22 protein-coding genes are annotated in these 24,384 nt (G+C 61.3%); 5 read left to right on the top strand and 17 right to left on the bottom strand.

The genetic code is table 11. From position 1 onward, the window contains the following. Position 1 precedes the first annotated feature (1 nt). From HNE_RS08130 to ectA, 9 genes are all read right to left on the bottom strand, one after another. Positions 2-1,939 carry a MacB family efflux pump subunit gene (locus HNE_RS08130; RefSeq protein ID WP_011646655.1) on the bottom strand — a complete coding sequence of 646 codons (1,938 nt, stop codon included), beginning with the start codon at positions 1,937-1,939 and terminating at the stop codon, positions 2-4. Between the two features lie 13 nt (positions 1,940-1,952). After that, a complete protein-coding gene (locus HNE_RS08125) occupies positions 1,953-3,314 on the bottom strand; it encodes an efflux RND transporter periplasmic adaptor subunit (protein ID WP_233352025.1) in 1,362 nt (453 codons plus the stop codon). A gap of 278 nt (positions 3,315-3,592) precedes the next feature. Beyond that, entirely contained in the window at positions 3,593-5,044 is a 1,452-nt protein-coding gene (locus HNE_RS08120; protein WP_011646653.1) for a sodium/proline symporter, read from the bottom strand. Continuing rightward, a complete protein-coding gene (locus HNE_RS19020; RefSeq protein ID WP_148205845.1) occupies positions 5,041-6,393 on the bottom strand; it encodes an MFS transporter in 1,353 nt (450 codons plus the stop codon). The genes HNE_RS08120 and HNE_RS19020 overlap by 4 nt, the downstream gene beginning before the upstream one ends. After that, positions 6,390-7,838 (bottom strand): aspartate kinase, encoded by a 1,449-nt coding sequence (locus HNE_RS08110; RefSeq protein ID WP_011646651.1) that lies wholly within the window; start codon positions 7,836-7,838, stop codon positions 6,390-6,392. Before HNE_RS08110 ends, HNE_RS19020 begins: the two co-directional genes overlap by 4 nt. A gap of 1 nt (position 7,839) precedes the next feature. Continuing rightward, the gene (gene thpD, locus HNE_RS08105) at positions 7,840-8,781 is read right to left on the bottom strand and encodes an ectoine hydroxylase (protein WP_011646650.1); all 942 of its coding nucleotides are present in this window, start codon (positions 8,779-8,781) and stop codon (positions 7,840-7,842) included. A 16-nt stretch (positions 8,782-8,797) separates the two neighbouring features. Continuing rightward, positions 8,798-9,205: an ectoine synthase gene (locus HNE_RS08100; protein ID WP_011646649.1), complete on the bottom strand. Its 408-nt coding sequence runs from the start codon at positions 9,203-9,205 to the stop codon at positions 8,798-8,800. 11 nt (positions 9,206-9,216) lie between these two features. Then, entirely contained in the window at positions 9,217-10,512 is a 1,296-nt protein-coding gene (gene ectB / locus HNE_RS08095) for a diaminobutyrate--2-oxoglutarate transaminase (protein ID WP_011646648.1), read from the bottom strand. 45 nt (positions 10,513-10,557) lie between these two features. Further along, positions 10,558-11,127, bottom strand: a complete 570-nt coding sequence (gene ectA, locus HNE_RS08090) for a diaminobutyrate acetyltransferase (RefSeq protein ID WP_011646647.1) — start codon at positions 11,125-11,127, stop codon at positions 10,558-10,560. Between the two features lie 182 nt (positions 11,128-11,309). Here ectA and HNE_RS08085 point away from each other — a divergent pair, with 182 nt between their 5' ends. Further along, complete coding sequence (locus tag HNE_RS08085) at positions 11,310-11,840, top strand: MarR family winged helix-turn-helix transcriptional regulator (RefSeq protein WP_011646646.1); 531 nt, start codon at positions 11,310-11,312, stop codon at positions 11,838-11,840. A 42-nt stretch (positions 11,841-11,882) separates the two neighbouring features. Here HNE_RS08085 and HNE_RS08080 read toward each other — a convergent pair whose 3' ends face one another. Genes HNE_RS08080 through HNE_RS08060 form a run of 5 tightly spaced genes read right to left on the bottom strand, consistent with a single transcriptional unit; the run spans position 11,883 to position 17,759 of the window. Next, positions 11,883-12,830, bottom strand: a complete 948-nt coding sequence (locus tag HNE_RS08080; RefSeq protein ID WP_011646645.1) for a C1 family peptidase — start codon at positions 12,828-12,830, stop codon at positions 11,883-11,885. A gap of 51 nt (positions 12,831-12,881) precedes the next feature. Continuing rightward, the gene (locus tag HNE_RS17935) at positions 12,882-14,360 is read right to left on the bottom strand and encodes a serine/threonine-protein kinase (RefSeq protein ID WP_049755080.1); all 1,479 of its coding nucleotides are present in this window, start codon (positions 14,358-14,360) and stop codon (positions 12,882-12,884) included. A gap of 9 nt (positions 14,361-14,369) precedes the next feature. Further along, on the bottom strand, positions 14,370-15,524 hold the full coding sequence (locus HNE_RS08070; protein ID WP_011646643.1) for an FHA domain-containing protein: 1,155 nt from the start codon (positions 15,522-15,524) through the stop codon (positions 14,370-14,372). Positions 15,525-15,530: 6 nt separating this feature from the next. Further along, positions 15,531-17,192, bottom strand: coding sequence for a zinc ribbon domain-containing protein (locus HNE_RS08065; RefSeq protein ID WP_011646642.1), 1,662 nt, complete (start codon positions 17,190-17,192; stop codon positions 15,531-15,533). A 3-nt stretch (positions 17,193-17,195) separates the two neighbouring features. Beyond that, positions 17,196-17,759: a hypothetical protein gene (locus HNE_RS08060; protein ID WP_011646641.1), complete on the bottom strand. Its 564-nt coding sequence runs from the start codon at positions 17,757-17,759 to the stop codon at positions 17,196-17,198. A gap of 147 nt (positions 17,760-17,906) precedes the next feature. On the opposite strand from HNE_RS08060, the gene HNE_RS08055 reads away from it, so the two are divergent. Beyond that, positions 17,907-18,491, top strand: a complete 585-nt coding sequence (locus HNE_RS08055; RefSeq protein WP_011646640.1) for a sigma-70 family RNA polymerase sigma factor — start codon at positions 17,907-17,909, stop codon at positions 18,489-18,491. Next, positions 18,472-20,835, top strand: a complete 2,364-nt coding sequence (locus tag HNE_RS08050; RefSeq protein WP_035591822.1) for a serine/threonine protein kinase — start codon at positions 18,472-18,474, stop codon at positions 20,833-20,835. The genes HNE_RS08055 and HNE_RS08050 overlap by 20 nt, the downstream gene beginning before the upstream one ends. A gap of 7 nt (positions 20,836-20,842) precedes the next feature. On the opposite strand, the gene HNE_RS08045 is transcribed toward HNE_RS08050, so the two are convergent. Together HNE_RS08045 and HNE_RS08040 are read right to left on the bottom strand one after the other, a co-directional pair. Beyond that, the gene (locus HNE_RS08045) at positions 20,843-21,271 is read right to left on the bottom strand and encodes a hypothetical protein (protein ID WP_011646638.1); all 429 of its coding nucleotides are present in this window, start codon (positions 21,269-21,271) and stop codon (positions 20,843-20,845) included. A 105-nt stretch (positions 21,272-21,376) separates the two neighbouring features. Beyond that, positions 21,377-21,994, bottom strand: a complete 618-nt coding sequence (locus HNE_RS08040; protein WP_049755078.1) for a DUF3299 domain-containing protein — start codon at positions 21,992-21,994, stop codon at positions 21,377-21,379. A gap of 465 nt (positions 21,995-22,459) precedes the next feature. On the opposite strand from HNE_RS08040, the gene HNE_RS08035 reads away from it, so the two are divergent. Beyond that, on the top strand, positions 22,460-23,029 hold the full coding sequence (locus HNE_RS08035; RefSeq protein WP_011646636.1) for a TMEM165/GDT1 family protein: 570 nt from the start codon (positions 22,460-22,462) through the stop codon (positions 23,027-23,029). An 88-nt stretch (positions 23,030-23,117) separates the two neighbouring features. Further along, positions 23,118-23,441: an ArsR/SmtB family transcription factor gene (locus tag HNE_RS08030; RefSeq protein ID WP_049755077.1), complete on the top strand. Its 324-nt coding sequence runs from the start codon at positions 23,118-23,120 to the stop codon at positions 23,439-23,441. A gap of 55 nt (positions 23,442-23,496) precedes the next feature. Here the strand turns inward: HNE_RS08030 and HNE_RS08025 are convergent, their stop codons facing one another. Continuing rightward, complete coding sequence (locus tag HNE_RS08025; RefSeq protein ID WP_011646634.1) at positions 23,497-24,345, bottom strand: hypothetical protein; 849 nt, start codon at positions 24,343-24,345, stop codon at positions 23,497-23,499. Between the last annotated feature and the right edge of the window lie 39 nt (positions 24,346-24,384).

Genomic DNA, 24,384 nt, shown 5'->3' with positions numbered 1-24,384 from the left:
TCTACTCCGATGCGAGCGCGGCGACGGGGTCGAGGCGCGAAGCCTGGCGGGCTGGCAGGAGGCCGAAGACGAGGCCTGTGCCGAGCGCCGAGCTGAAGGCGAGGATGGCGGGGAGCGGGGTGACAGCGACGGTCATGCCCATCTGGGCGATGATGAAGACAATACCGAAGCCGATGGCGACGCCCGCTATGCCGCCGAGACCGCCGACGACGAGGGATTCGACGATGAACTGGGTCTGGATGTCGGAGCGCCGGGCGCCGGTCGCCATGCGCACACCGATCTCACGGGTACGCTCGGAGACGCTGACCAGCATGATGTTCATGACACCGATGCCGCCGACAAGCAGGGAGATGGCCGCGACCGAGCCGAGGAGGATAGAGAAGGAGTTCTGCGTTTCCTCGACCGAGGCGAGGATGGAGGCGGTGTTACGGATCTGGAAGTCTTCCGTACCGTGACGGGCAAGGAGGAAGGCGTGGGCGGCCGCTTCGGTTTCAGTGATGCGGTCGGTGTCATCGACAGCGAGCGTGATCGAGGAGAGGTAGCTCTGACCGAAGAGGCGCATCATGCCGGTGGTGATCGGAACCAGGGCGATGTCGTCCTGATCCTGGCCCCAGGAGCTGGCACCTTTGGATTCGAGGATGCCGGCGACCTCAAACGGCGCGCCGCCGAGGAAGACGTATTGGCCGACGGCGCTTTCGATGTCGTCGAAGAGGTTGCCGGCGGTGGTGGTGCCGAGGACGACGGCGCCGATGCGGCGGTCGACATCGTCCTTGGTGAAGAAGGTACCGTAGAGCATGTCGCGGTTCTGGGCGATGGGCCAGGTTTCGGAGACGCCTTCGATGGAGCTGGAATAGTCGTTGCCGCCATTGCGGAGGGTGGCGTTGGTGGAACGCGAGGGGACGGCGGCGAGGATGTTTTCAAGTTCCCCGAGGGCCTGGGCGTCTTCCAGCGTGAGGGTGGCGATGGCGCCGCCGCGCATGCGGGTGCCGGGCGCGCCGGGGCGGACGAAGAGGAGGTTTGGCCCCATCGATTCAAAGCGGGCCATGACTTCGGCGCGGCTGCCCTCCCCGATGGCGAGCATGGCGACGACGGCGGAGACACCGATGACAACGCCCAGCAGGGTCAGCGCGGTGCGAAAGAGGTTTGCGCGCAGGGAGCGGAAGGCCATCTTCACGGACTCGGCGACCTGGGCGATGGGCGACGGGCCTTTGCGGGCGTAGCGGTATTGCGGGGCTTCTTCGGCGGCGGCCTGTTTGTTGCCGCTGTCGGAGATGATCTTGCCGTCGCGGATTTCGATGACGCGTTTGGCGCGGGCGGCGACTTTCTGGTCGTGGGTGATGAGAATGATCGTGCGGCCCGAGGCGTGGAGTTCCTCAAGGAGATTGAGGAGATCGTTGCTGGAGCCGGAATCGAGAGCGCCGGTGGGCTCATCTGCGAGGATGACTTCGGCGTCGTTGACGAGGGCGCGGGCAACGGCGACGCGTTGCTGCTGGCCGCCGGAAAGCTGGCCGGGTTTATGATGGACGCGCTCGCCAAGGCCGAGTTTGGCGAGGAGGCCGGCGGCCTTCTCGCGGCGCTCGCTGAGGGCGAGGCCAGCATAGACGGCGGGGATTTCGACATTTTCCGAAGCGCTGACACTCGCCAGGAGATTATAGCGCTGGAAGATGAAGCCGAAGGTTTCCCGGCGCAGGGCGGCGAGATTGTCGGGGTCAAGCTCCGACACATTCTGTCCACGGATGGCGTAACGGCCGTTCGTGGGGCGATCGAGGCAGCCGAGCAGGTTCATCAGCGTCGACTTGCCGGAACCGGACTGGCCTACGATGGCGACGAATTCGCCGGTCTCGATGGTGAGAGATACGCCGTCCAGAGCGCGGACTTCGGTATCGCCGGACCCGTAATAGCGGGTCACGTCCTTCAGTTCGATCAGGGGTGGGGTCATGACGGTTATCCGGTCAACCGCGGCGCATGCCGCCTGGAGGGCCCATGCCGCGAGGCGGGCCATCCCGCTCCTGCGAGGCCGGGCGCTCAATTGTCACTTCGCCGGTCACCACAGTCTGGCCGGGGTCGAGACCGAAGAGGATTTCAGCCTGCGTGCGGGTCTTGAGACCGACGAGAACAGGACGCGGGCGCGGCGTGCCATCCGGCCCCATGACGAGGACGGTGGCAACTTCGGCATCGGGATAAGCTTTGCGTGCTTCGGAGAAGGCTTTGCGGCGGCTGTCATCCTGGGCGGGCGCGGCGGCCGGTTCACTGGCCTCTGCCTGCATGAAACCGCCCTGGCGCCCTTCCCGCTCACCACCAGCGGAGGCTGTGCGTGCGCCGGCGCCGCCTGACCATTCACGGCGCGGCGGATTGGCCTGCAAGGCTGTGACCGGGACAAGGATGGCGTCCTTAGCCGAGCCGGTGACGAAGAAGACCTGCGCGGTCATTTCCGGCTTAAGGAGGTTTTCCGGATTTTCAATGTCGAGCAGCGCCTTGTAGAGGACCACATCGTTGAGAACTTCAGGGGTCGGAAGGATCTGGCGGACAGAGGTTTCCCAGCGGCGGCTGGAGTCGCCCAGCGTAGAGAACCAGGCCGCCTGCCCCGGCTTGACGCGCAGGACATCAGCTTCGGACACATCGGTCTCGACGGTCATGATGGTGAGGTCAGCCAGCGTGAGGATGGTTGGCGCGGTCTGGTTCGCGTTAAGGGTCTGGCCCTCGACCGCCTCCAGGGACACGACCGTGCCGGAAATCGGCGCATATATATTGGTGAATTCGAGGGTGGCCTGAAGGGCGCGGAGCGACGAACTCTGGCGGGTGATCTGGGCGTTGATGGCTTCCAGGCGGCCAACAGCGATCGCGTATTCAGCTTGCGAGGCTTCAAAGTCGGCGCGGGCAACAGCGTCGTTCTCGAACAGCATCTTGGCGCGGTCAGCATTTGCCTTGGCCAGTTCAAGCGTGGCCTGCTGCTGGGTGCGGCTTGCCTGAAGCTCCAGAAGCTGGGCGCGGCTGCCTTCGACATTGGTTTCGGCGATGGTGGCATCGATCCGGGCGAGAAGCTGGCCTTCTTCGACAAGGTCACCGGCCTCGACCAGAAGCTCAGTCAACTGGCCTGAGACCTGGGCGCCGACGGCGACCGTATCCTTTGGGGCCACCTTGCCAGCCGAAGAGATCGACACTTCGATGTCTCCGCGTGTGACCTCGGCGGTCTGGTATTCAGGAGCTTTTTCGCCGCCCCACACCGTCTGCCAGGCAAACCAGGCAGCGATTACAGCGACAGCCGCAATGATGAGCCAGGTCCAGCGCGCGTTCATCCGTTTGGTCTTGATCATGGGGCACTCAGCTTCAAACAGTCTCTTCAAACAGTCTCTGGGAACTTCAACGAAGGCCCGGTGATTATCCGTCGCGAGGAACTGCCAGAAGTGTGCAGTCTTTGTCCCGGATGTTCCCGCAATAGCCGATTTCCACTGACAGTCTGTTCTCGCGATTGCTGTAATTCTTGTCGCGATGACACAGTTTCGGCCATTCCCGCGCCCGAAGGCGCAGGATGACCAGTAAACGAGAATGGCGATGAACAGGCCGCAACCGCCTCTTCAGCGGAGGGGCAGACTTACTCTGCGGCGCTGGGGCTGGTCTCGGCGGCGGGCTCCGGGCTGGCCGCAATTTCCCGGCGCTCCGACAGGAACCAACCGATGATGAGCGGCACGAGGATGCCCGGCAGGCCCTCATAGATGCTCTCATGCCAGCCGAGGCCAAAGCGCCAGAACAGGGCGATACTGACACCGAGGACCAGCATCATGATGGCCACAGGCTCCGACACGCGCCGGCGGAGGGCATAGAGCGTCAACAGGGGCGCAAAGGCGGCCGCCAGGGTGGACCAGGCGAGGATGACGAGACTGAACACGCTCTGATTGCCCGAAAGGGCTAGGCCGAGGGCGATCAGGATGGAGACGGCAGTTGCCGTCTTGAGGATGAGCGGGGTCTCAAGCCGTTCGGGCGCCAGATCGTGGGTGAAGGACGCCGAACAGGAGAGGACCAGAGAGTCCGCCGTCGACATGGTGGCCGCGAAAATGCCCGCAAGGATCACGCCGACCAGGACGGGCGGGAGAAGCTCTGTTGCCATCATGGGCAGGGCGAGTTCGGGGTCGATGTCGGCAAGGTCTGGCAGATAGAGGCGCGAGAGCATGCCTACCCCGGTGGCGAGGAGATAGAAGATGGTGAAGTAGCCATAATACCAGGCGCGGGCGCGGCCCATATTGCGGTCGTGATCGAGCGCCATGAAGCGGACCATCACATGGGGCTGGCCGACCACGGAGAAACCGGCGAACAGCCAACCGACAATAAAGAGCCCCATGCCGAGCGCGCCGGGAAAGAGAAGATCATCCGGGAAAGGATCAAGGAAACCGGGGATGGCGCTCCAGAGTTCCAGTGCGCCGCTGACGCCGCCTACACCCGCGAAGGCGGCGATGAGCAGGATGGTCATGGCGAACATCATGGTGATGGACTGGGCGCCATCGGTCCAGATGGAAGCGCGGATGCCGCCGACGATCGAGTATAGCAGCACCATGGCGGCGACCATGACGGCGCCGGTCCATGGGTTGATACCGAGGACGCCTTCCAGCGCCTTGCCGCCTGCGGAAATCTGGGCGGCGGCATAGGCGATCAGGAAAACGATCATGATGACGCCGGCAATCTTCTGCCAGATGCCGAACTTCTCGCCATACCAACGGGCGATGACCCCGGCGAAGGAGGCCTCACCGGTTTTTGCCGTGGCCTGGCGCAGGCGTTTGTGAATGAAGCTGGAGCCGATGAAGTCGCCCACGATCCAGCCGATCATCAGCCACATGGCCGCCAGGCCTGTCTGGTAGGTGAAACCTATGACGCCGATGAACATGTAGCCGGAATTGTTTGTGGCGACCGCCGAAAGCCCCGCGAGCCAGGGGCTGACGCTGCTGCTGGCCAGATAATAATCCTTTCGCTTGCCTGTTGCCTTACGGCCAGAAGCGAGGCCGATGACCACAAAGGAAAGCAGTATAAGGACGAAGCTGATAGCAGTGATCATGAGGCAGTCTCCTGCGGGCTGGCAGGCATGGGCCCTGCGAAAAGGTCTGGCTGGTCGGATTGTTCAGGCTCGCCGCGCGGGTCAAACTCCGCGATGGCAAGACTGGTGGCGGGGGATACGGAAAAGGGTTCGCGCGCATCTGTCGGCACGGGGGCCGAGATGGCCGCGCGGGAGAGGCACGCGACCGCAAGGCCTGCAAGTGCCAGACCCGCGAACAGGAAAAGACCGCCGCCGCCCGGAAGGAGCTGGAGAAAGGCGCCTGCGATCAATGGTCCGATGACCGAGCCGATGCCCCAGATGACGAGGATGCCCGCCATCATGGAGGTGATTTCCTCCGGCGCGGCACGGTCGGCAGCGTTGGCGACGGCCACGGCGTAGTAGCTGAGTGAGCCTGCGCCGAAGAGAGCGGCGAGGAGGAGCGTGAGGAAGGGTATGTTGATGGCGGTTGTCAGCGCGAGGCCGATGGCGGCGCCCGCGCCGATAGCGGCGGCGGCAGCGATGACGATGCGGCGGTCGAGCCGGTCCGACAGCAGACCGATGGGCCAGAGGCCGACCATCGCGCCGGCGAGGATGGCGCCGTTGAGCTGGGCCGAGAAGGCGGCGGCGTCATCCGGGCGGATGGACGTGGCGAAGACGGGGTAGAGCTGGGCAACGGAATTATTGACGGCGCCGGCGCAGAGGGCGGCGAAGACGGAGGCCGGCGCGAGGGAGAGCAATCGTCTGGGGCCGAATGGTTTGGCGGCGACAAGTTCTGGCTGGCTGCGATTGGTGGCGGCGACGGGAAGCAGCGCGGCAACGAACAGACCGGCCACGACCATGAAGGCGCCCAGCCCTGAGAGGGCGGCAGCAACCACGAAAGGCGCGGCAATCGCGCCGGTCTTGGAGACCATGTGGTAGAAACCGAGGATAGCGCCGCGCTGTTGTGGCGGGGCGGCATTGGCGATCCAGCTTTCACCGGCCGTGAGCATACCGGCGGCCCCTACCCCCGCGAGCGCGAGGAGCAACGACCAGATCACGATCTCTCGCCCGGCGATGGGCAGCATCAATGCGGCGAGCGCGCAGATGCCCGCCAGCAGCGTGAAGGTGCGGATGTGTCCGATGCGGCGGATCTCGTGGGGCGCGATGAGCGTGCCGCCGAGAAAGCCCGCCGAATAGGCCGAGGCGACGAGGCCGATGCCGGTTTCAGCCACGCCATTGGCGAGCAGCTTCAGTGACATCACCATTGCGAGCGCGGCCATGGCGCCCTGAAGGAGCGTCAGTGCGGCCACCAGAACAAGAATGTTCCGGTAGACCGCAAATCCGCCGTGTCCGGACAGGACCAGCCCCGGCCTGCCAAGCAATCGGATCATGCCGCCGGGCGCAAGGCCTCAGCGCGCGGCGTGGCAACGCTTACCTGTTCGACCAGCGCTTCGTGCAGGGCGCAGATGGCCTTGTCGAAATCATCTTCCTGGATGACGGCCTGAATGTCGGTTTTCCGTGAAACCTGATGCAGACCGATGATCGGCACTTCAGCTTCATGCAGGGCTGTGAGCGCTTTGGCCGTGATGCCGGGCACGTTGATGTCTGCGCCGATGACCGAGACGATGGCAACGCGGCTGGTGGAGACTTCCGCGCCGGGGAGCTTTGTCTCGATGTCCGCGGTGGCACGCTTGAGTGCTTTGCGGCTGCCCTCGATATAGTGGGTAATCGTGTTGGCATTCGAGCATTTCGACACGATACGGATGGAATGGCGCGTGAGGGCATCGAGGATGGTGGAATCGTAGCCCTTCTCACCGACCATGTCCTGATCGAAGACTTCTAGCGCGAAGACACCCTTTAGGCCCGTGACGATTTCGGCGCGGGGGTTTTCCGGGGCGTAGTCTGCCGAGATGACGGTGCCGCCATCCTTAGGGTCGAAGGTGTTCTTGACGCGCAGGGGGATGCCCGCCTGGCGCAGGATCTTGGCGGCTTTGGGGTGGACCGCTTCCATGCCCATATTGGAGAGCTGGTCGGCCACATCAAAGTTGGTCAGGCCGATCTTGCGGACCCGGTCCTGACCCACGAGATTGGGGTCGGCGCTGGAGAGGTGGAACTCCTTGTGAATGATCGCTTCATCGGCTTGGACGAAGGCGGCCAAACGCGAGAATGTAACCTCTGTGTACCCCCGGCCGAACTGACGGACGAGGCCGTCGCGGCTGCTGGCATAGCCGGTGACGATGGGAAGTTCGCTGGACAGGTCAATGCCGCCGAGGGCATCTTCCATACGCTCTTCCATGGTCAGGTCCCGCTCGTCGCGCCATGCCGTCAGATCGACAGCGCGAGCGTTCACGCCGTGTTTCTGCAGGAGAAGCGCCGTGTTGAAGGCGGAGTGCGCCTCGCCGAGGGAAGAGAGGACTTCCTTCACGGTGGTGAGGTTTTCGTCCAGACGGAATTGGCCGTAGGAACAGAGGCGGTGGAGATCGATCAGGCAGTTGCGAACGTCTTCGATCCGTTCCCGCACAAAATTGTCCGCGACGGCCTGTTCGGGCTCACCAGAGAACATTTCAGCGTTCTTGGCTTCCATGGCTTCGGCGACAGAGGCGAGCGCCTCGGTCCAGGCCCATTTGTTGCCTGCACCGGCAAACAGGCTGAACACGCCCGGCTCGCCGGATTTCTTGTGTTCCAGCAGGCGGTTCGTCATGCCAGAATAGGCCGACACAACGAAGATGCGGTTATAGAGATCGGCGCCCTTGCGGCCTCCGATCAGCACGTTTTCCAACACGACCTGCGTGTTGGAGATCGAGGTGCCCCCGATCTTTTCGACTGTGCGTTTCATGTTATTGACCCCCGGTTGTTCGCGATTGCGGCGCCTTGAGGGGCCGGATCGGCTCCTTCACCTGACGGTGGGCGACAAATTCCGGACGCGGCCTAGTCTCTCCAAACGGATCGACCAGGCGGTTTGCCCAGGAATTGAACACGAAGAAAGCGTTGATACGCTCGTAAGGTGTGATGTTGCTGTTAGAGCCGTGCATCGTGTTGCAATCAAAGATCACAACCGAACCCGCCTTTGGCGCCGGGCCGACAATGCCGCCCTCTTTCGCCAGCTTCGTCAGGCTCTCACCATCGGGAACGCCGTATTCCTGCTTTTTCAGGGACGCCCGATAATGATCGTCGGGCGTTTCCCCAACGCAGGTAACGTAGTTCATATGGCTGCCCGGCATGAACATCGTCGGGCCGGACTGGGGATGATTGTCCGTGAGCATCACCGACATGGAAATGGCGCGCATGCGGGGCATGCCGTCTTCGGTGTGCCAGGTTTCAAAGTCCGAATGCCAGTAGAAGTCCTTGCCGCGGAAAGCGGGCTTATAGTTGATCCGCGACTGGTGGATGTAAACTTCATCGCCCAGGATGAAGCGGGCAAGGCCCGACAGGCGCTCGTCGGACGCCAGACGCTCGAACACCTCTGACTGGCGATGCGGGGCGAAGACAGAGCGAACCGCTTCGGCGCCCTCCATTCCGCGTTCCGTAATCCGGCTTTCGGGGATGAGGCCGCCGCGTTCGCGCAGGGCATCTGCCTCGCGCACAAGGTCTTTGACTTCCTCAGGCGAGAAGACATCTTCCAGCACGATGAACCCATCGCGCACGAACTGTTCGATCAGCGCCCGGTCCACCGGCGGTTCCTGGCCAGCCTGGCCATGAACCACGGGGTCTCTACGTTCAAGCCATTCCGGCTCTGCCCTTTGCCGCGATGGGTAAAGGTCTTGTTCTGTTTGCGTCATCATGGAGTCTCTCCCTTCAGGCAGAGTTTTCGAGTGCGGCGTCTGCGGGGTAGGCCCCGTCCTCGCCGTGCACTTCCTTGCCTGTCACTGGCGGATTGAACACACAGGCCATCATCATTGGGGCCCCGGCATTCGCGCGCAGGATATGCTTGTCGTTCTTGTTGAGCGCGTACATTACGCCCGGACGGATTTCGTGCGTTTCGCCTGTCGCCAGATCGGTGATGGAGCCTGTGCCTTCCATGCAGAACACACTCTCAAGGTGGTTCTTGTAATGCATGTGCAGCTCGGCGCCGGCATGGATCGTGGTGATGTGGAAGGAGAAACCCATTCCATCATCTTTCAGCAGCAGGCGAACGGAAGACCAGCCGTCGCTGTCCACGCGGCGGTCTGTAAGGATTTCTTTTGCGAGGTCTCTAACAATCATTTTTATCTCCTTCAGGCTGCGGACTTCTGGCGGCGCGCGCTGACCGCGCGCACGGCGTCCGCAAGAATTTTGAGGCCGGCATCCAATTCGGCATCGGTGATGGTGAGCGGGGCGAGCACCTTGACGACTTCATCCATGCTGCCGCTGGTTTCGATAATGAGGCCGTTCTGGAAGCATTCGGTGCAAATCTCGGCCGCCACGTCTCCGCTTTCCATCTCGATGCCGGACATCATGCCCTTGCCTTTCAGCCGGCCAGCGAACGATGCGGAAGCAGCGATCTTTTCCAAGCCGGCGCGAAGACGCGCGGCCTTGCGAGCGGTTTCCTTCTCGAAGGCATCATCGGCCCAGAACAGTTCCAGCGCCTTGGTTGCCGTCACGAAGGCATGGTTGTTGCCACGGAACGTGCCGTTGTGCTCACCGGGCTTCCAAAGATCATGCTGTGGGCGGATCAATGTCAGCGCGAAGGGCAGACCCAGGCCCGAGAGGGACTTGGCCATCGTGATAATATCCGGCGTAACACCTGCTTTTTCGAAGCTGAAGAAGCCACCTGTGCGGCCAATGCCCGCCTGGATGTCATCAATAATGAAGAGGGCGCCATGCTTGCGGGCGATCTTCTCGATCTTGCGCAGCCAGGCATCAGACGCGACATTCAATCCGCCTTCGCCCTGCACGGTTTCCACAATGATGGCAGCCGGTTTGTCGAGCCCCGAAGAGGGGTCAGACAGGCGGCGATCCAGCTGGTCAGCCGTGTCGGTATCCTCACCGAAATAGCCATCAAAGGCTTCATGCGTCACGCCCGTGAGCGGCACACCTGCCCCGCCGCGCTTGCCGGAATTGCCCGTCGCAGCGAGGGCGCCAAGCGTCATGCCATGGAAGCCGTTGGTGAAGGCAATTACATTTGTCCGCCCCGTGACTTTACGGGCGGTCTTCAGAGCAGCCTCTACAGCGTTGGCACCTGTTGGCCCCGGAAAGAGGACGCGGTGATCCATGCTGCGTGGCTTGAGGATAAGCCGCTCGAAAGTGTTCAGAAAACGGGCCTTTGCACGCGTGTGCATATCGAGGCCGTGCGCCACGCCGTCCGCGCCGATATAGTCCAGGAGGGCCTGTTTCAGCTCGGGATGGTTGTGGCCGTAGTTCAGCGTGGAACAGCCGGACAGAAAGTCGATGTAGCGTGTGCCGTCTTCAGCGATCAACTCTGATCCGCGTGCGGATTTGAAGACCGCCGGGAAAGACCGGCAATAGCTGCGCACACGGGATTCGCGGCGCTCAAAAATATTTGCGGGTGCAGATGCGTGTTCGTAGGCCATTTATGGCTCCTTTTTTGCTCTGATTTCTACAGTCGGCTGAAGGGGTCAGCCAGAAGCCGCTGGCGCCTCGAAAGGGCCAATGGTCACGAGGAATTCGGTGTCGTGTTGACCTCCGAAATGGGTTTGGCGATCAAACCAAGGCTCTTCCCGAAGGGGGGCCGAAAGCCAGCCCGAGACACTGCGAAACAGGCCCCAGGATGCGTCGTTGGTTCGTGTGATGGATGTCTCCAGCCAGGAGATGCCACCCTGGGCCTGGCGGGCAAGAATGTTTCCCAACATACGCTTGGGCAAAGACTTGCCCCGCGCATCAGGATGCACGGCTACCTGCCACAGGAAGTAAGTGTCATCCTTCTCGGGCGGCCTGTGACCGGAAATCCAGCCCACAACCTTCCCGCCCATGCGCGCAACGGCGCAGGAATCAGCAAAATGAGTGCACTGGATCAGATTCGCGTACAGCGAATTCGTATCCAGTGGCGGACAAGCCGCGATCAATGCATGAATTTCAGCGGCATCTTCTGGCCCCGGCGCCGCGATCTGTATGTCAGCAGCGCCCGCGGGCAAACTTCGGTCTGGGACGATGTCTGTCCCGCTCGTTGTGGTGGCCTCATCAGGCATGACGGCTCCCGTGGTTTATTATTTTGACCGTCAAATTGCTATTTGCCAGAGAATGTCAACCCCGGCACCAGCAGTGCGGCACCCTCACAACCCCTAAAACCCTCTTTAGTTCCATGCATTCCCGCTTTTACTTCGTCGATCAAATTATTTGTTCTTCAACAGAAATCGCCTAAATTGGGCCCATGATCCCTCAGATTTCCACGCTCGATTCTAAGCATCAGCCCTCAGAAGCGGCCCTTATCTCTCTGCGCCGCATTCTCAAGGCGGTGGAGGCGAACTCACGGTCCCTCGCGCGCGATACAAGCCTCACGCCATCCCAACTCGTGGTGCTTAAGGAGCTTTCGGTACGGGACGGCGCGCAGCCCAGCGAACTTGCGAAAGCGGCGGGCCTGAAACAGGCGACGATTTCGATATTGCTGGACAAGCTTCAGGCGCGCGGACTGGTGCTGCGTAACCGGGGAGACGCCGACCGGCGCACGGTGATGGTTCAGATCACGCCTGAGGGACGCCTGACGCTGTCTGGCGCGCCGGATTTGCTGCAGGCCGAGTTTGGAACGGGCTTCGCGCGCCTGCCCGAATGGGAACAAGCCTACATCAACGCAGCGCTCGTGCGGCTGGTTTCGCTGCTTGGCGCGGCGGACATTGACGCGTCGCCGGTTCTGGATGTCGGCAATGTGACGGATCTGCCCGAAACACCGGGCGAGGCGCGCTGAAGCGTTTCAACGCGGCCCGGCTTTTGCCGTTTGGCAGAAGGTTTACTTCCCGCGCAGGCGGTCGCGGAAATCGCGCTTGGCGGCGTCCAGATTGCCGCTGAGCTGCCCCCTCAGGCCGGAACGAAGGGCATCAAGCTTCTGTGCCCGCGCTTCGAGCAGGTCTGATGAGACGCCGACACCTTTCATCGAGTCGTTCAGGCTAGGCCCCATGAGGCTGAAGCCTTTTGCTTCCTCGATGGCGCCGATGGCCCAGAAGTCTTCCTCCATCGACCAGGCATCCATGGTCTCGAAGGGTATCCAGCAATAGCCCTGCTCGGCCCAGCCGGCGCTCCAACTGTTGCGGACGAGGTAAGCGCGCTCGGTCATGTCGTATCCGACGATAAGCATGGCGTGGCCCGACGGCGGACGCTGGGGCACGACCTGGTCAGGACGCGGCATACGCCCGCCCTGCGCGGCCGCGTCGTAATATTCTCCGGGCACGAATATACCGAACACAACGGGCAGGCCATGCGCAAGGGCGGTCATGGCCGGTACACCGCGCGGCGTGCGGGCGTATTGAACGGCTTCATAATTGCGGGCGTTCTGATAGCAGGCTTCATTCGGCTGGGTGGTGACCAGGGATTCGTCAAAGGGCCACATCGCGGCTTCACAGGCGCCGTAAGCGAGGGTGGCGGCCATGCCATGGTGGATGAAGCTGCCCTGATCGAGATGGGTCGAGTCCGACAGCTTGCGGGCGTTGTAGTATACGAAGAGGCGGGAGAGGTCCGTCAGGGCACGGCCGGATTTCAGGTGGTGAAACTCCAGCGCGCCGATGACTGCGTTGGCCACGCAGGAGTTCGTTTTCAACTGGTTCTCGATGGGTGAACAATGGACGCGGAGGTCCACGCGATCCGGCAGGCGGGTGGTTGGCGCCTTCAGGGTGGGCGCGGCGGAGGGTTTATTCTCGAAGCGGCAGCCATTCAGGCTGAAACCAGACCAGTTACCAGACATAGGACTTCTCCGTTCAGGATTTGAGTGAAGGGGTAGATTGGGTTGAGCGGGTCACGAAGGGCACGGAGCCCCCGGCGCGTGGTTGACGTGCATTTGCCCCTGCCCGGCCAGCGAGCCGGACATGTCATAGGTCTGGAAGCTGATATGGCATCCGCGATCCCACTGCATACGCCCGGTATAACGGCCGCCGCTGTTGGGCGCGTTGAGGGAGAACTCGCCCGAGGTGCCGTTCAGCTGGCCGGAGAGTTGCAGGGTGTAGCCATAGCTGCTCTGACCTGCGCCGCTGAAGGCGCCGTTATCTGATACGCTTACGGAATAGAGGTTGCCCAGACCATCATCCCATTGCCCGTTGAGATCGGCATACATTGACTGTGGACTGACAGGGTCTGGTCCGGGTCCGATTTTTTCTTCCTCGCCGCCTCCAGCGATCGCCGCTATGATGAAGATGGCCAGTACGGCCGCCAGCGCGATACTGCCCCATTTCACCAGGCCGACATTCAGGCCTTCCCGTGGCTCTGTCTCCGGCTTGACGGGAGGGACGTAGCTGCCTCCGATATTCACCGCGTCGACAAGTTGCTTGCGGTAGTCCTTTGCCGTCTGCGGACGGTTTGCGGGGCGATTGGAGAGGCCACGCTCAATCAGTTCATCAATCGTGCGCGGCACATCCGAGCGACCACCCGAGGGGGGCTGCCAATGGCCTTGAGGAAGAACATCGACGAGCAGTTCGTAGAAGATGACCGAAAGAGAATAGATGTCAGCCGCCGAGCCTGCCGTGTCGGCGGCTGTGACCTGTTCGGGCGCCATGTAGCGCGGCGTTCCCAGACCCGTACCCGTGCCGGAATCGGTTGCGCCAGATGTGGCCCGCGCGATGCCGAAATCGAGGATTTTCAGAGGCGCCGCCGCCTCAGTTGGCTCCTCGGTGAGCATGATGTTTTCGGGCTTGAGGTCCCGGTGGATGACGCCTGCGGCATGCGCGGCAGCTAGTCCGTCAAGCACCTCTGCGATGATGCGCGCGGCAACGCGCAAGGGCACATCCAGACGCTGGCGGATCTTTTCGCGGTGCCAGTCACGCAGGGATTGGCCCTTGATGAACTCCATGGAGACAAAGGGCTGGCCAGCCGCCTCGCCCACATCATACACGGCGACGATGTTTGTATGGCGAATGTCGCGCGTTGTGATGCCTTCGGAGATCAGGCGCTTGACCGCGCCCTGGCCGGAGAGTCTGTCGGCTCGGATAAGCTTCAGGGCAACGGACTTGTCGGCCAGCTTGTCGAGCGCGCGGTAGACAACGCCCATTCCGCCCTTGCCGATGACACTTTCAATGACATAGCGGCCTGCAAACTCCGCCCCCGGAGCGATGTCGGGCATTCCGCCCCGGTCATTCGGGCGAACCTGAGAAGAGTCCACTGTTTCCAGCCCGCCTATGGTCATCAGGGCCTCCATACGGCCGCCCTGCTGGTCGGCGCCGCATTCGGGGCAGAACCGGTCGCCGTCTGCCATCTGCGCGTTGCAATTTTTGCACTTGGTCATGAGGCAGCCCTATTTTCTGTTTGTGGCGAGGCGCTGAAGCGTGATCTGGCGCGCGCTGCCATGTTCTGTGCGGAAATTGACGCGAAGGCAGAGCGTATCGGGCGCCGAAACCATCGGCGCGATGACATCGCCATCGGCGAGGCGAACGGTCTTGCCTTCTCCGTAAGCGTTGCCGTTTACGCGCAGGCCACTACCGGCCGTTACGCGAAGGATGAGGCGGTCTGATTCAATATAGAGTTCAAAGTGGCGCCGGGAGATGAGGCGGCTGGCGGTTTCATCCAGCCCGCCGTCGGCATCAAACACCAGAAGCCTGACATCCCCTTCCCCGCCCTGACGGCGCGTGCGGCTGCGCCCGGCGGCGAGCATGCCGTCCTGCGTCATGATCGGGCCGTTGAAGGGCGCGTCGCCCTCGCCGAAATCTTTCCAGATGAATTCAGCATTGCGGGGAATCCAATTGTCTGCATCCAGACCCCGAAGGCTGAGGCGGCGCTCCTCCCGCTCTGCTCTTACGAGCGCAAGCTGAACCGCTTCATCAGACCGCTGAACATCCGGTTTCGTGTCATTCTTGCCTGATATGTAGACAAGATTCCCGTGTCCCGCGCTCTCGCCGCCAATATTGACGACCGGGCCTTTATCCGATCCGGCGTCTTCAACCATCAAAGTGAGGTTGGCGGTGAAGGCGAAATTTTCCTGGCGCCAGCGCCAACGGCTGGCCAGGGCGATGAGGAGTTGCAGGCCATGGGCGCCGGCGTGTTCGATCTGGTTTGCAACGATGCTGATGGGGCGAGATTCGCCGGCATCCAGGCGTTCCCAGCCCAGATTTTCCTCCCGCCAGGCGCCAGAGCCCTCGCGGCTCCAAAGCCCGGTGACAAACAGCGGGCGCCCGACACCAGAGAGGTTGCCGATCGACATGGGGAGCGCCACAGCGCTACCGACCTTTGCGGCCGTTAATGCACCCGCATCCACCTGGAGATATGGCGCAACACAAACTGTGCAAAGTCCACGATCATCCAGCAGTCCGGCGCATTCCTCGCACGCCATGCAGCGCAGGAGCGGCTTGCCGCAATCGCCGCAGAAGGTGGCTTCCCGGTCAAGCGCCGACCGGTAGCAACATTCTGACTGGGTGCGCTGCGGCGCTGGAGGACGGGACGAGGGAATAGGCATCGGACGTCAGGTCCGCATCTTGTGGCCGCAGCCGGTGCAGAAATTGGCTTTGGCAGGCATCGAGCGTCCGCATTTTGGGCAATCGACCTTGGCGGCGTCATTGCTGGACGTATCTGCGGCCCCGCCCTCCTTGCCGCCCGCGCCATGAGCGACACCGGTGGCGCCGGTCATGCCTGCCTTGAGGATGTCGAGTTCATGCTGGCGGCTGACGGCGCGCTCATCGGAGGCACCCTTGATCAGCTCCCGCATGATTTCCATAGATTCCTGGCTGTTGCTGGACTGTGCCCGCGCCTGCTCTTTGAGAACCTCTGCGACATGGGGCGAGAGGCCGGCATTGATCGCCAGGATCTGTTCCGGGCTCATCTTCGAACCCGCCATCAGTTGAGCCGTGCGGGCATCCGCTTCGGCTTTCATGAGGGCGACCTTGTTCTCCGTCTCGGATTTGTTGACACGCATGCCCCGATCAGCGGCGCGGTCATCGCCGGCGGCTTCGAGCTTCATCATGGTCTCGAGATTCTTGGCGGCCTGCTCCTGCGCAAGGCGGGCTATCTCAAGCTCCATGCGCTGGCGGCGCTCGTTCAGCTCCAGATCGGTCATCACCCCCATTTTCTTGAGGTTCTGAACATGGCGCGCATCAAGGTCTTCGATTTCGATTTCAGTCTTGCGAAGGCGCGAAGCTTCCTTGGTCAGGTCAATGAGATGGCCGGCGTCGGCAATCTCGTTTTCCATCTTCGCTGCGCGCTCGGTGCGCAGGATTTCAACCTCATGGGCGAGCACTTCCATTTCATGGCGGCGCGTGACGGCTTCCCGGGCATCGAGAAAGCGGACTTCGCTCTCAAGCACCATCATCGCCAGTTCGTCGTCTGTCGCGTTCTGGACCTTGGCGAGGTCTGCGGAGGTTTCGAGCTTGAACTGGGTGGCGTCTGCCTCGCGAGACATTTCGCGCTTGAGAAGGCCAAGCTGATAGTCGAGCGCATCCTGATCGCGGGCAATCTGCGCACGTTTGAAGGCTTCGATTTCGACCTTGTTGAGCGCCCATTCGACAGACACGGCGCGGACGAGGACACCGAGATCGCCGAGCACGCGCTCGGCCTCTTTCATCATGTCGGCCTGGATCTTGTCCTGCATGCCGGTGTTGCCGCGGATGTCGGCGGCGTCAGTCCGGCTGATGACGGCTTCCAGCACACGGTCAGAGACATGCGGCGCGATACGCTCCAGCACATCGAGTGTGGAAAGCGCCTTGCGCCCGGGCAGATCGCCCTCTTCTTCAGCTTCCCGTTCATTGCGGGCCACGCCGCGCATGAGGCCGAGAATGTTTGAGGGTTTGTCAGGATTGAGTTGAAGGTCAAAGGTGCAAAGACCGGCAACCTCCACATTGTCGCGCGAGACGCCTTCAAAGCTCATGCTGACCTGGAAGGGTTTGAGATCAGCCAAGAGGATGGCGATGTGTGTGGAGCCGCCAACGACGCCCTTGATCGCGTTGGCCAGTCCGCCGACGGAGAAATGGGCGCCCTGGAAACTGTCCATGAGCTGACCATTCTTGAACAGAAGGGCGGCAAGGTCCGGAGGCGTCGCAAAGCGCTTTTCAAAGAATGTCTTGAATTCGGCTTCCCGCACGAACTCGGCAAGGAGGTTCGGATCGGTCAGGACAAGAGGCATAGAGGCCATGGATCAGCCCTCCTTCTTAGCGGTCATGAAGAATTGAGTGTAAATGCGAGCCAGAATGATCACGGCGCAGACGGAGAAGGCGATGGGATGGGCCATCACGATGGCGACGATGCGGTCTACAGCTGTGTACTCACCGACCATGTCGCCCATGCGGCTCACCGTGAAGACGGAGCTGGTGACGATCGAGAGCAACGTGAACAGAGACATGATGAACGTCACCAGACCCGCCAGACGCTGCGTGAAGGTCAGAGGCTCCCGGCGCGATACCGAATTGGCTTGGGCCTCTGCCCGCGCCTCTTCTGCATCGCGCCGGTCAAGCGCTTGTTCGTGTGCGTCCCCGCGCTTGATCGCCTCGGCCCGGGCTTTCTGGTCCACCTTCAGAAAGTCAGGCTGAGCTTTGTTGTTCCTGCTGGTCGAATTTACCGGCGTGAGGTTGGACGCATGGCGCCGCCAGATGACGAAGACGGTGAGCGCCAGCCAGATGCCCGCGGCGGCCATTGTGACGTTGAAAAGGATTTCGATGATCGGCCACGCTTCGGGGGGGATCTGTTGCAGGGTCTGTTCCATTGGAGGCGCCTTCAGCTAATTCGCTTCTATTGTTGAAGGCGCGAGATCGCGGGATTTCCGGTCACCGGTTCAGAAAAATAAATTTGAGAACGGGTTTGCGCCTTGTGGCGGCACGGAATTTGCGACAGTTTCGGCGGGGAGGTGGTGATGAGCCAACCGGGTGATATATCGGCCAAGCAGCTGTTGGATGCTTGGCGGGGGGGAGACCTTGCCGCCCGCGACCAGCTATTCACCCAGCTTTACTCCGAACTTCGCCAGATTTCTGCCGGGCTCATTCGTTCGGAGCGTAATCTGTCGCTGTCGACCGGCGATCTGGTGAATGAGGCTGTTATTCGCCTGATGCGTGTGGATCAGATCGAGTGGGCTGATAAGGTGCATTTCCTGGCACTCGCGGCGCGGGCGATGCGCCGGGTGCTGATTGATCACGCGCGCAAGAAGCGTTCGGACAAGCGCCACCATCAGAAGGTAACGCTTATTTCGAGGCTGTCGGATGGCAATGCCGACCGGATCGAGATGGATGTTCTGGAAAAGGCGCTGATCCGTCTGAACGTCATCGATGAAGAGAAGGCCGAGATTGTCGAGCTGCGGTATTTCGGCGGCATGACGCTGGAAGAGATTGCCGAGATCAGAGGCGTGTCTGAGGCAACCATCAAACGCAACTGGCGCGCCGCGCGCGCCTGGCTGCTCGATTGCCTCAATGAAGCGAGGCAGGATGAGCACCGGATCGATTGATCGTTTTGCCCTGGAGCTGCTTTCCCAGGCACTGGATATGCCTTCCGATCAGCGTGAGGATTGGGTGCGCAACAAATGCGCCGGAGACGCTGCGCTGGAGAAGCGCGTTCTCGGGCTGCTGGCGACAGAGCGCGCGCATCCGGGAGCATTGAAAACCGGCGGCGCACGGCATGACGCTGTTGAGCCTGAGGCACCTGAACGGGTGGGCGCATACCGGATCATTGAAACCATTGGCCAGGGCGGTATGGGGGCCGTCTATAAGGGCGAGCGGGCCAGCGGGAATTTTGACCATACCGTTGCAATAAAGATCATTCGTCCGGGCGTTCTTTCCGAAGCGCTGATCGAGCGGTTTGAACGTGAAAGGCAAATTCTGGCGGCACTGAACCATCCGAATATCGCGCGTCTCTATGACGGCGGAGAGATGGAAGACGGCTCTCCCTACATGATCATGGAATATGTGGATGGAGAACCTGTGCTCAGCTGGGCCGAGCGGACGGGGGCGTCGATCCGTGAACGGCTTGATCTGTTCCAGAGCCTGTGCGGCGCCGTTCAGTTTGCCCACCAGAACCTGATCATTCACCGCGACATCACGCCGTCCAACGTGCTGGTCAACAAGGACGGGCTGGTGAAGCTGATCGATTTCGGCATCTCCAAATCGCCCGACCAAACCGCCCCTGCCCGCTTCACTGCGCCCGGCAGCAAGACAGCCATGAGCTATACGCCTGGCTATGCCGCGCCGGAACGGTCACGCGGCGCCGTCGCAAATACCCTCTCGGATGTCTATTCGCTCGGGAAACTCCTCTCCGATCTGCTTAAGTCCGGAGAAACCCGGCCGGAGCTGATGGCCATTATCAAGTGCGCGACCGCCAATGAGCCTGAAGATCGGTACGCGTCGGTGGATGCGCTGAATGAAGATGTCACCAACTTCCGGACAGGCAAACCGGTGTCTGCCTTCAGTGACAGCGGGGCTTACCGGTTTCGAAAGTTTGTTGGCCGGCACAAGATAACCGTTGCCTCGATAGCGGCCGTCATCATCGGATTGAGCGCCACTCTGGCAGCGACGGTCGTCCAATATAACCGCGCAGAGGCGGCCCTGGCAGTTGCCAATGATCGCTTTACCCAGGCGCGGGAACTCAGCCGCACGCTGGTCTTCGATATATATGACGAAACGCAGAAAATTTCCGGCTCTCTTGAGGCGCGTAAAGCGCTGGCGGGCGTGGTAAGGGATTATGTTTCCGGCCTTGAGCTGGATGAGACTGCACCGGAAGATGTTCTTGTCGAGGTCGGCATCATCACGTCACGCCTGGCCGACCTCTATGGCGGCGTGGGCATCGCCAATCTTGGCGAAAACGAGCAGTCCATGGCGCTGTTCCTTGATGCGCAAAAGACGCTCAACGATGCCCTTGCGCGAAACCCCGCAGATAAAACGGCCATTGCCGAGCTGCTGATGGTTGAGCGTATGCTGACAATGCAGAACTATTACCACAAGAATGATCTGACGGCCGCGCACGCTGCAAACGACCGCGCGCTCGCGCTCGCTGAACGTGGATTGGCGCTTGGGCCAGACGGTGAGCGCCCCATCCTCAAACACTTCTGGAGCATCCGGACAGACGAGTTGCAGCTTCTGGACGCAGAGAAACGCACCGAAGAGGCGCTTGGGAAGGTACGTCAATGGCGCACCGAACTGACGCCGGAAATGGCCGAACGCCTTGGCGGCAGCGCCGAGATGGAAGCCTATTTTGCGAGCCAGGAGGCGATGCTGCTGATTGATGACAATCGCGGCGAAGAGGCGATGGAACCGCTGACCACGGCGATAACACTGCGCTCTCAGCAACTGAGTGAAGCGCCTGAAAACTATTATTACAAAGTCCAGCTGATGGTGGCGCAGGGTGAAATGGCAACGGCTCTGCGCCTGGCGGGCGACATTGCGGCAAGCCGGGACGCCGCCATCGAGGCCGTGAAGCTTGCGCGCGAGATCATGGCCGAGAATACCGAAGACGCCGGCGGGCCCGAAGGCCTCTCTGCCATGTTGCAGAAACTTGCGACGGCAGAGTTCAATTCAGATAATTTCCCGGCGGCGAAAGTCGCGATCGAGGAAGCCGCTACCCTTCTTGAAAAGCTGGTTGAGCAATTCCCGACCGACCCGTTTTATCAGGTCCGGTTGCTGAACGTGCTCTCTCAGAGCGTCGAGTTTGATACCGAAGACGCCGGCAAATCCTGGTCGTGTGGATTGATCCGCAATGCCGGCCTCTATTTTGATGTTCAGGCCACCCTGGACAATCCTGAGGCTGGCTGGGAGGAAGATCAAATCCGGCCGCTTCTGGATGTGTCCTGCGAGACGTGACCCGCCTCTAGCCGCCGATGTTTTCTCCGACACCAAAGTCGCGGCGGGCAGCTACGATGCTGACGATTGGGCCCGCGACAACATCCAGCAGTGTCATGACCATCAGGAGAAAGAAGACCGATGTTCCAAAGCCGGGAATCGCAAGGAACCCGATAACGCAGAAAAGAAGCAGCACCATTGAGAGCGAGTGATTGACGATGGCATCACTCTTGGTTCGCGCGGCTTTCAATATCTCGATGAACAGAAAGATCAGGCCAATCAGCAGGATAAAATCCCCCAGCGAAAATGCCCATCTTCCGCCCGACATCATCGCTATGCTGAAAAGGTTCGCTTGCAGCCTGAGGGCCGTTCCGCCCTCTCCGGCTGACATCGACACGAAAAGATAGAGGATGATCGGTATGATCAGCAGCGGGACGACAATCAACGCTCTCAACATGGCGGTTTCTCCTGGCCGGCCTTCAGCCCTTTCAGGGCATGCTCGCCCTCTTTCTAGTAAGGCGCAGGATATTCGAATTTCAGGTCAGGACAATCTCAATAGCGTTCAGGGTACGCCGTAAGGCTCAATCCGTGTGAGTTTCAGCGTGTAGGCAGCAGCAGCAAGCTCGCTCTCCTGCGTCTCAGCTGTCAGCGTGCCCTCAAGCCAGTAGGCGACCCATATATCGTCAATCCTGACCGCAGGGTCGGCCTCCACATGGATGATCTGATTGGGCGGTGGTGGCGGCGTGTGGATACAGGCGCCCATGTAGGGCGCCAGCAGGAAGCTCGCCTGTTCATTCTTGAGATCGAAGTCAAATGGCACCACATAACCGGGGATGCGGATCAGCATGCCGTCCAGTTCCGGCACCGTGTCGAAACTGCCGAGCTGGGGCATGTAGTCCATATCCGAGCCTTCTTCGATGGCTTCAAGCCCGGCCTCTGGCGCCTGGCTGGCGTAGCGGGCTTCAAGCGCCTTGTAGAAGTCCGCATACTCCTGCTCCAGGGCCTCGCCGGATCCGGTGGGCATGAGATCTTCCCAGATAATGGGAAGCGCCTCACCTTCCTTGACACCCCAATAGCCGTTTTCACCGCCGGACTCAGGCGCAGTGACGACCGTCGGATCATCCACATAAGGCGATGGAGACCGGCGCTCGAAGCTTTGTGAAACAGCGTCTTCCGGCATAGGCGGTGGGCTGATTGTCTCTTGGCCGGAGTCTGAGGGGGTTTCGCTGCCGCAAGCCGCAAGGAAGAGAGCAAGGAAAAACGCCGCGAGAGATTTGGACACTCAACACCTACCTGTCACTACAGACCCAAAGTGTAATAATATTACAAATACGCTTTCAGTGCGCAACCATAAGCGTCCGCGCGATCTGTGACAGGGCTGCGTGTGGACCTCAAGGCTGAGCGCGCAATACCGCAGCCCGGCCTTGCGCAGGGGCGCAATCCAAGCTAATCGCGCCGGGTCATCTGGGGAGTAGCCAGCCGCCGAAAGGCGGGTTTCCGTGTCAACATGCTTGGTCGAGAGGCCATGGTGCGGAAGGAGCGGTCATACCGTTCGGGCGAGACCAATGACGTCGCTTCCTGCCATGCCGGGCGAGGATGCGATGTCGTTGGACTCACGTAACTGCCCGGCCCGGAGACTATCCTGATGGAAGCATTATTCACGTCGACCGCTGTCGTGGCCTTCGCCGAGATTGGCGACAAGACGCAATTGCTGGCGATTGTCCTGGCGGCCCGCTTCAAGCGCCCGGTGCCGATCATTCTGGGCATCCTTGTTGCGACGCTCGCAAACCACTTCCTGGCGGCCTTTGTTGGCGCGCAGGCCGCAGCGTTTCTGGAGGGCGACTGGTTCCGGTATGTGATTGCCGCGTCATTCATCGCCATGGGTGCCTGGACCCTGATCCCGGACAAGCTGGACGATGTGGAGGACAAACCTGCCCGGTTTGGCGCCTTCGTGACGACGGTGGTCGCTTTCTTCCTGGTGGAGATGGGCGACAAGACACAGCTCGCCACGGTTGCGCTCAGCGCCCGTTTCAATGATCTCATCATGGTGACCCTGGGCACGACGCTGGGTATGATGGTGGCGAATGTGCCGGCGGTCCTGCTTGGCAATGAACTGATCGCCCGCGTGCCGCTGAATGTTGTCCGGATAATTGCTGCGCTGCTCTTCGTCGTGATCGGTCTCTGGCTGGGCGCACAAACCGCCGGAATCGTCTAAGTTTTCAGCATGTGCCGGGCTGGACAGGGGCGCAGAAGCACCCCACGTCCAGCTCCGCGCCCTTATGCCCGACCAAGGAGATACCTGCATGCCGATCGCCAGACGTAAAAAGGCAAGCGGTGTCGCCGTTGTGACCGAAAGGGTGCACGAGGCAGCCAGCGTATTGAAGGCGATGGCCAGTGAAACACGGCTGAAGATCATGTGCGCCCTGAGCGAGGGGGAGCAGCCTGTGAACCAGTTGGCAGACATGACCGGGCAGTCGCAGTCGGCCGTTTCGCAACATCTCGCCAAATTGCGGGCGGCAGGTCTGGTGGAAAGCCGGCGCGACGCGCAGACGATCTATTACCGCTGCCGGCCCGGCATTGCGCAGGCGATCATCGATACGCTCTGCAACTATTACGGCGCCAAATAAAACAGGCCGGGCGAACCCGGCCTGCCTTTTATTCTTTCAAAGTGTCTTGCTTGCCTCAGTGGCTGTTGGCCAACACAGCGTTTGAAGCAGATACGGTCATTGCCGAAAGATCAGCGTTCAGCTCCGCCTGGCGCCCGGCGTCCGGATAAGCTTTTGCAAGTTCGGCAAAGGCCTCGGTCAGCGCGGCAGCTCCTGCGGGATTGGCCGCAGCAATCTCTGCTTCCTGTTCCTGGAACAACGCCAGGCCCGCTTTATGGAAGCCATAACCATCCAGATACGGTTCATAAGTCCCTGCTTCACGCGCAATCCGGTACATCGTGGCGGCGCGATCCGCCTGGTCTGCTGCGACGGCCGCGCGAACGGACACCGGGCTGCGGCTCGATTCAGGCGCTTTGGTTGCTGCGGCACGCAAGGCAGCAATGATGGCGTCTGCACGGGCGCTGATCTGCTCAGCGCTTTCACCAGACATCGCCGCCTGGGAGGCCTCCAGCAGAAGGCCATCAAACAGCGTCACCCCCCGCGCATTGAACAGGTCTTCCAGCTCGATCAGAACTTCGCTGACCGGGTGGGCGAACATTTCAGCTGCAGCGTCAGTTTCGCCGAGGGCATAAGCGTCGCGGGCGGCGATAATGTGAGCTTCGGTAACGGCCAGCGCAGAGCCATAGATGACAGGGTCGGTCGCAGCCTGGGCCAGAGAGATACCGCCCTCCCCTTCACCGCCTGCCGCCACGGCCTCGACGGCCTCTTCAAATGCGACGTCGGCGGGCGCTTCTGCGGTCTGCTCAGTCGCCGCGGCGGGCGCATCCGCCGCAGGGGCTTCGGCCTTTCCGCAGGCGCCCAGTCCGGTAGAGATCATTGCCAGGCCAAGGCCCAACCCGGTCCAGGCTCTGTATGACTTGCTCATCTATGCACTCCGAATATGCTGTTTGTGTTTGAGAATGAG

The organism is Hyphomonas neptunium ATCC 15444, assembly GCF_000013025.1.
In the GTDB taxonomy this organism is placed as follows: domain Bacteria; phylum Pseudomonadota; class Alphaproteobacteria; order Caulobacterales; family Hyphomonadaceae; genus Hyphomonas; species Hyphomonas neptunia.
The sequence above is the reverse complement of the archived record's forward strand: the minus strand, read 5'-3'. Positions and strand labels throughout refer to the sequence as shown.

Coding starts and splice junctions, on each gene's coding strand:
- HNE_RS08130 (WP_011646655.1), bottom strand. CDS start 1,939: ATGACCCCACCCCTGATCGAACTGAAGGACGTGACCCGCTATTACGGG.
- HNE_RS08125 (WP_233352025.1), bottom strand. CDS start 3,314: ATGATCAAGACCAAACGGATGAACGCGCGCTGGACCTGGCTCATCATT.
- HNE_RS08120 (WP_011646653.1), bottom strand. CDS start 5,044: ATGATCACTGCTATCAGCTTCGTCCTTATACTGCTTTCCTTTGTGGTC.
- HNE_RS19020 (WP_148205845.1), bottom strand. CDS start 6,393: ATGATCCGATTGCTTGGCAGGCCGGGGCTGGTCCTGTCCGGACACGGC.
- HNE_RS08110 (WP_011646651.1), bottom strand. CDS start 7,838: ATGAAACGCACAGTCGAAAAGATCGGGGGCACCTCGATCTCCAACACG.
- thpD (WP_011646650.1), bottom strand. CDS start 8,781: ATGACGCAAACAGAACAAGACCTTTACCCATCGCGGCAAAGGGCAGAG.
- HNE_RS08100 (WP_011646649.1), bottom strand. CDS start 9,205: ATGATTGTTAGAGACCTCGCAAAAGAAATCCTTACAGACCGCCGCGTG.
- ectB (WP_011646648.1), bottom strand. CDS start 10,512: ATGGCCTACGAACACGCATCTGCACCCGCAAATATTTTTGAGCGCCGC.
- ectA (WP_011646647.1), bottom strand. CDS start 11,127: ATGCCTGATGAGGCCACCACAACGAGCGGGACAGACATCGTCCCAGAC.
- HNE_RS08085 (WP_011646646.1), top strand. CDS start 11,310: ATGATCCCTCAGATTTCCACGCTCGATTCTAAGCATCAGCCCTCAGAA.
- HNE_RS08080 (WP_011646645.1), bottom strand. CDS start 12,830: ATGTCTGGTAACTGGTCTGGTTTCAGCCTGAATGGCTGCCGCTTCGAG.
- HNE_RS17935 (WP_049755080.1), bottom strand. CDS start 14,360: ATGACCAAGTGCAAAAATTGCAACGCGCAGATGGCAGACGGCGACCGG.
- HNE_RS08070 (WP_011646643.1), bottom strand. CDS start 15,524: ATGCCTATTCCCTCGTCCCGTCCTCCAGCGCCGCAGCGCACCCAGTCA.
- HNE_RS08065 (WP_011646642.1), bottom strand. CDS start 17,192: ATGGCCTCTATGCCTCTTGTCCTGACCGATCCGAACCTCCTTGCCGAG.
- HNE_RS08060 (WP_011646641.1), bottom strand. CDS start 17,759: ATGGAACAGACCCTGCAACAGATCCCCCCCGAAGCGTGGCCGATCATC.
- HNE_RS08055 (WP_011646640.1), top strand. CDS start 17,907: ATGAGCCAACCGGGTGATATATCGGCCAAGCAGCTGTTGGATGCTTGG.
- HNE_RS08050 (WP_035591822.1), top strand. CDS start 18,472: ATGAGCACCGGATCGATTGATCGTTTTGCCCTGGAGCTGCTTTCCCAG.
- HNE_RS08045 (WP_011646638.1), bottom strand. CDS start 21,271: ATGTTGAGAGCGTTGATTGTCGTCCCGCTGCTGATCATACCGATCATC.
- HNE_RS08040 (WP_049755078.1), bottom strand. CDS start 21,994: ATGCCGGAAGACGCTGTTTCACAAAGCTTCGAGCGCCGGTCTCCATCG.
- HNE_RS08035 (WP_011646636.1), top strand. CDS start 22,460: ATGGAAGCATTATTCACGTCGACCGCTGTCGTGGCCTTCGCCGAGATT.
- HNE_RS08030 (WP_049755077.1), top strand. CDS start 23,118: ATGCCGATCGCCAGACGTAAAAAGGCAAGCGGTGTCGCCGTTGTGACC.
- HNE_RS08025 (WP_011646634.1), bottom strand. CDS start 24,345: ATGAGCAAGTCATACAGAGCCTGGACCGGGTTGGGCCTTGGCCTGGCA.